General features: G+C 64.3%; 6 protein-coding genes. 4 read left to right on the forward strand and 2 right to left on the reverse strand.

The genetic code is table 11. The features are described 5' to 3' along the window. Positions 1–524 (forward strand): DNA methyltransferase (locus EOD07_RS24700; RefSeq protein WP_164772489.1); only part of this gene is annotated, 524 nt, incomplete at its 5' end. Between the two features lie 54 nt (positions 525–578). Here EOD07_RS24700 and EOD07_RS24705 read toward each other — a convergent pair. Then, positions 579–1,190 carry an HAD family phosphatase gene (locus EOD07_RS24705; protein WP_127237294.1) on the reverse strand — a complete coding sequence of 204 codons (612 nt, stop codon included), beginning with the start codon at positions 1,188–1,190 and terminating at the stop codon, positions 579–581. 10 nt (positions 1,191–1,200) lie between these two features. Next, positions 1,201–2,322 carry an A/G-specific adenine glycosylase gene (gene mutY, locus EOD07_RS24710; protein ID WP_127237295.1) on the reverse strand — a complete coding sequence of 374 codons (1,122 nt, stop codon included), beginning with the start codon at positions 2,320–2,322 and terminating at the stop codon, positions 1,201–1,203. A 33-nt stretch (positions 2,323–2,355) separates the two neighbouring features. Here mutY and EOD07_RS24715 point away from each other — a divergent pair, with 33 nt between their 5' ends. The 3 genes from EOD07_RS24715 to EOD07_RS24725 form a co-directional block, all read left to right on the forward strand. Beyond that, on the forward strand, positions 2,356–2,865 hold the full coding sequence (locus EOD07_RS24715; protein WP_127237296.1) for a DUF721 domain-containing protein: 510 nt from the start codon (positions 2,356–2,358) through the stop codon (positions 2,863–2,865). Between the two features lie 154 nt (positions 2,866–3,019). Next, positions 3,020–3,766, forward strand: a complete 747-nt coding sequence (locus EOD07_RS24720) for a DsbA family protein (protein ID WP_040991171.1) — start codon at positions 3,020–3,022, stop codon at positions 3,764–3,766. A gap of 63 nt (positions 3,767–3,829) precedes the next feature. Next, positions 3,830–4,260, forward strand: a 431-nt coding sequence (locus EOD07_RS24725) for an AAA family ATPase (RefSeq protein ID WP_164772490.1), incomplete at its 3' end; no start/stop codon positions are given.

Raw genomic sequence — 4,260 nt, forward strand, 5'->3', positions numbered from 1 at the left:
ACCCGACGCAGAAGCCGGAAGCGCTGCTGGCCCGCATCATGATGGCTTCGACCAAGCCGGGCGACGTCGTGCTCGATCCGTTCTTCGGCTCCGGCACCACGGGCGCCGTCGCCAAGCGCCTCGGCCGCCACTTCGTCGGCATCGAGCGCGAGCAGGCCTATATCGACGCCGCCAATGAGCGCATCGCCGCGGTGCGCCCGCTGGAAAGCGCCGATCTCACCGTGCTTTCGGGCAAGCGCGCCGAACCGCGCGTCGCCTTCATCAGCCTGATCGACAACGGCCTGGTGGCGCCGGGCGCCACGCTCTACGACGCCAAGAAGCGCTGGGCGGCGAAGGTGCGCGCCGACGGCACGCTGGCGATCGGCGAGAGCGCCGGCTCGATCCACAAGATCGGTGCCGAGGTGCAAGGTCTGGATGCCTGCAACGGCTGGACCTTCTGGCACTATGAGCGCAGCGGCGGCCTCACCCCGATCGACGAGCTGCGCCGCATCGCCCGTCTCGGCATGGAGCGGGCAGGAGCCTGAGCGGCCACCCGCACTTGAATCAAGACTTCAACGGATCGCCGCAAGCGATTCAGTTCAAGCCGCAATCCCGAACCGTTCAAGGTCCGCTTTAAGCGTATTGGCGTCGGTGAACAGCACTGACTGCCAGCCGGCGGCCCTGGCGCCGTCGACATTCTTCTGGCTGTCGTCGATGAACAGCGATGCCGCCGGATCGAGCCCAAACGACGCCACGTGATGGTCGTAGATCGCGCGGTCCGGCTTGATCAGGCCGATATCGCCGGAGACGGTGACACCGCGCGGTTTCTCCAGGAACGGAAAACGGGCGCGCGCCTCGCGAAACGTGTCCGAGGCCCAGTTGGTGAGCAGCGTCACGTCGTGGCCGTCATCGATCAGGCCTTCGAGCAGAGCGACGCTGTCTTCATAGGCGTGCGGCGCCATCTCATGCCAGTGCCGGCGGAAGTTGCGGATGTTTTCGGCGTGATCGGGATGCTCGGCGATCAGCAATGATTCGGCTTCTTCCCAGGTTCGGCCGCGATCCTGCTCGAGGTTCCAGGCGCTGGTGCAGACATTGTCGAAGAACCACTTCCGCTCCGTGGCGTCCGGGATCAGGCGGCTGAACGGGATGTCCGGATCGTAATGGACCAGCACCTTGCCGATGTCGAAGACGATGTGGCGAATTTCGGTCATTGCGGGCCTTTCAGCGGGTAGGTTGCTTTTTGGTCGCCCCCGGTATGGCCGCCTCGATTACCTTTTTCATGACGGTGGGCAACGCTTCCCCGGGAATTTGATGGGCCAGCGACCAGAAATGTCCTGCCGGCGCATCGCCTTTGATCCGGGCATGGAAGATGTCGAGTTCGAGCGCGAAATGGGTGAAGACATGCCCGATCCGCCCGGCGCGACGCCAATCGGCTGGAAAGGGCGCGGCGTCGGCCGTCGTGGCGCCGTCTACGCGGGCGGTCCAAGCCGTGGTCGGCACCTCGGTCATGCCGCCGAGGAGGCCCTTCTCAGGCCGCTTGCGCAGAAGGATGGCGCCGTCGTCGCGCTCGGCGACGAAGGCAGCGCCCTTGCGAAGCGGCTTGTCGTCTTTCGGCAGGCGGACCGGGAAACGCTCGGGATCGCCCGAAAGAATGGCGCTGCAATCCTCGCGCACCGGGCAGAGCATGCAGCGCGGGCGTTTCGGCGTGCAGATCGTCGCGCCGAGATCCATCATCGCCTGGGCGAAATCGCCGGGTCGCGTCTCCGGCACCAGCTTTTCGACCAGCGCGCGGATTTGCGGCTTGGCCTCGCTGAGCGGCGTTTCGATCGAATAAAGCCGGGTCACGACCCGCTCGACATTGCCGTCGACGACCGCGGCCGGCCGGCCGAAAGCGATCGCCGCAATCGCCGCTGCGGTATAGGCGCCGACTCCCGGTAGTTCGCGCAACCCGGCCTCGGTGTCGGGAAAGCGGCCGCCCGTATGTGCGACGAGGTCGGCGCAGGCCTTCAGGTTGCGCGCCCTGGAATAATAGCCAAGCCCGGCCCAGGCCTTCATCACATCCTCGGCCGGCGCCGCCGCCAGCGCCTCGACCGTCGGCCATTTCTCGACGAAATTGCGGAAATAGGCTTTTACCGCCTCGACCGTGGTCTGCTGCAGCATCACCTCGGACATCCACACGCGATAGGGATCGGCACGCACGCCGCGCGCAAACGCGCCCGGCGTCACGCGCCAGGGCAGGTCGCGATGATGCGCGTCGTACCAGGTAAGCAGGCGGGATGCGATGCCCGTATCGCCGGATGCGGCCTGCTGTGATGCCTTGCGGGTCTGGTCTAGCGGTGCCATTGATCGGATGAACTGGGGGACTGGAGAACGCACATGGCAGGGAAAAGAGCCTTCGGCAATCCCGTTCCGGTGAGCGATCTCGCGACCGAGATCCTCGATCCGGTGCTGAGGAAGCGCGCCGGCATCTCGATCGGGCTGGTGCAGTCCTGGGAAGAGATCGCCGGGCCGCGCCTTGCCATCCATTCGCGCCCGGAGAAGATCCAGTGGCCGCGCCGCCTGCACGAGGACGATCCGTTCGAGCCGGCGACACTGATCATCGCCTGCGAAGGCATGGCGGCGCTGCATCTGCAGCATGAGGCCGGCGAGGTCATCAACCGCGTCAACGCCTTCCTGGGCTTCAACGCGATCGGCCGCATCAAGATCCTGCAAAAGCCGGTGCTTTCGCAAAAGGCGCGGCCGAAGCGGGCGCCGCTGCCCTTGAGCGAGGCAGAGAAATCGAAGCTTTCGCATCTGGTCGGCAAGATCGAGGACGACGGCCTGCGCGCTTCGCTGGAGCGGCTCGGCGCCACGATTATGGGTGAAAGGAAGCGCAAAGGGTCGTAAGAAGCGTCATGAATGCGTCACCAATCTCGCGCATTCGTGATGCTTATGATCAAGTTTCGCGATTGGATTGGGGATCGCGATGCCTTAATTCGCGCCAACTCTCGCCTTTTCTAGCTCTTGCATTGCAAAATCCAACCGATATCAGGTGATTCGCATGAACCGCGCCCCGTTTGGCAAAAGTCTGTCCCGCAGAAACGTTCTGACCACGCTGGCCGCTGTTCCCGCGGTGGCGCTGCTTGCTGCGTGCAGCGACTCCGGCGAAGAGGCGAAGGCCGCCGATGTGAAGCCTGCCGACCCGTCGACGCCTGCCAAGCCGGCCGCGACCCCGGCCGCGGTCCAGGTGCCGGAGGCGCAAGGCACCGTCGATATGGCGGAACTGCTGAAGCCCGGCGCGCTGCCCGACAAGCAGCTCGGCAAGGACGATGCCAAGGTCACCATCGTCGAATATGCGTCGATGACCTGCCCGCATTGCGCGCATTTCAACGACACGACCTTTCCTGAGTTGAAGAAGAAGTATATCGACACCGGCAAGGTTCGTTACATCCTGCGCGAATTTCCCTTCGACCCGAGCGCCGAGGCGGGCTTCATGCTGGCGCGCTGCTCCAAGGACAATTACTTCGCCATGGTCGACGTGCTGTTCAAGCAGCAGCCGAGCTGGGTCGGCGTCAACAACACCAAGGAAGCGCTGCTGCAGATTTCGAAGCTGGCCGGTTTTACACAGGAGTCCTTTGAGTCCTGCTTGACGGACCAGAAACTTCTGGACGATGTGAGAGCAGTCCAGAAACGCGGAGCGGACGAGTTCAAGGTCGACTCGACGCCGACCTTCTTCATCAACGGAAAGACCTACAAAGGGGCGATGTCGATTGAGGAAATGTCGGCCATCATCGACCCTCTGCTTTGACATCCAGGCCGCGCCGAAGCGGTCGGGCTTCGGCGCCATGGCCTGTAGTGTGGGGCGGCGCGAATGAAATTTTCGCGCCTTCGCCTCCTCGGTTTCAAATCCTTCGTCGAGCCCGGCGAGTTCGTCATCGAGCGCGGGCTGACCGGCATTGTCGGGCCGAACGGCTGCGGCAAGTCGAACCTCGTCGAAGCTTTGCGCTGGGTGATGGGCGAAAGCTCCTACAAGAACATGCGCGCGTCCGGCATGGACGACGTGATCTTCTCCGGCTCAGGCGCGCGCCCGGCGCGCAACACCGCCGAAGTCACGCTTTTCCTCGACAACACCGACCGCACCGCGCCCGCCGCCTTCAACGATGCCGATGAGCTGCAGGTATCGCGCCGGATCGAGCGTGAGGCGGGCTCGCTCTATCGCATCAACGGCAAGGAAGCGCGCGCCAAGGACGTGCAGCTTCTGTTCGCCGACCAGTCGACCGGCGCGCGCTCGCCGTCCATGGT

This window comes from Mesorhizobium sp. M2C.T.Ca.TU.002.02.1.1, assembly GCF_003997225.1.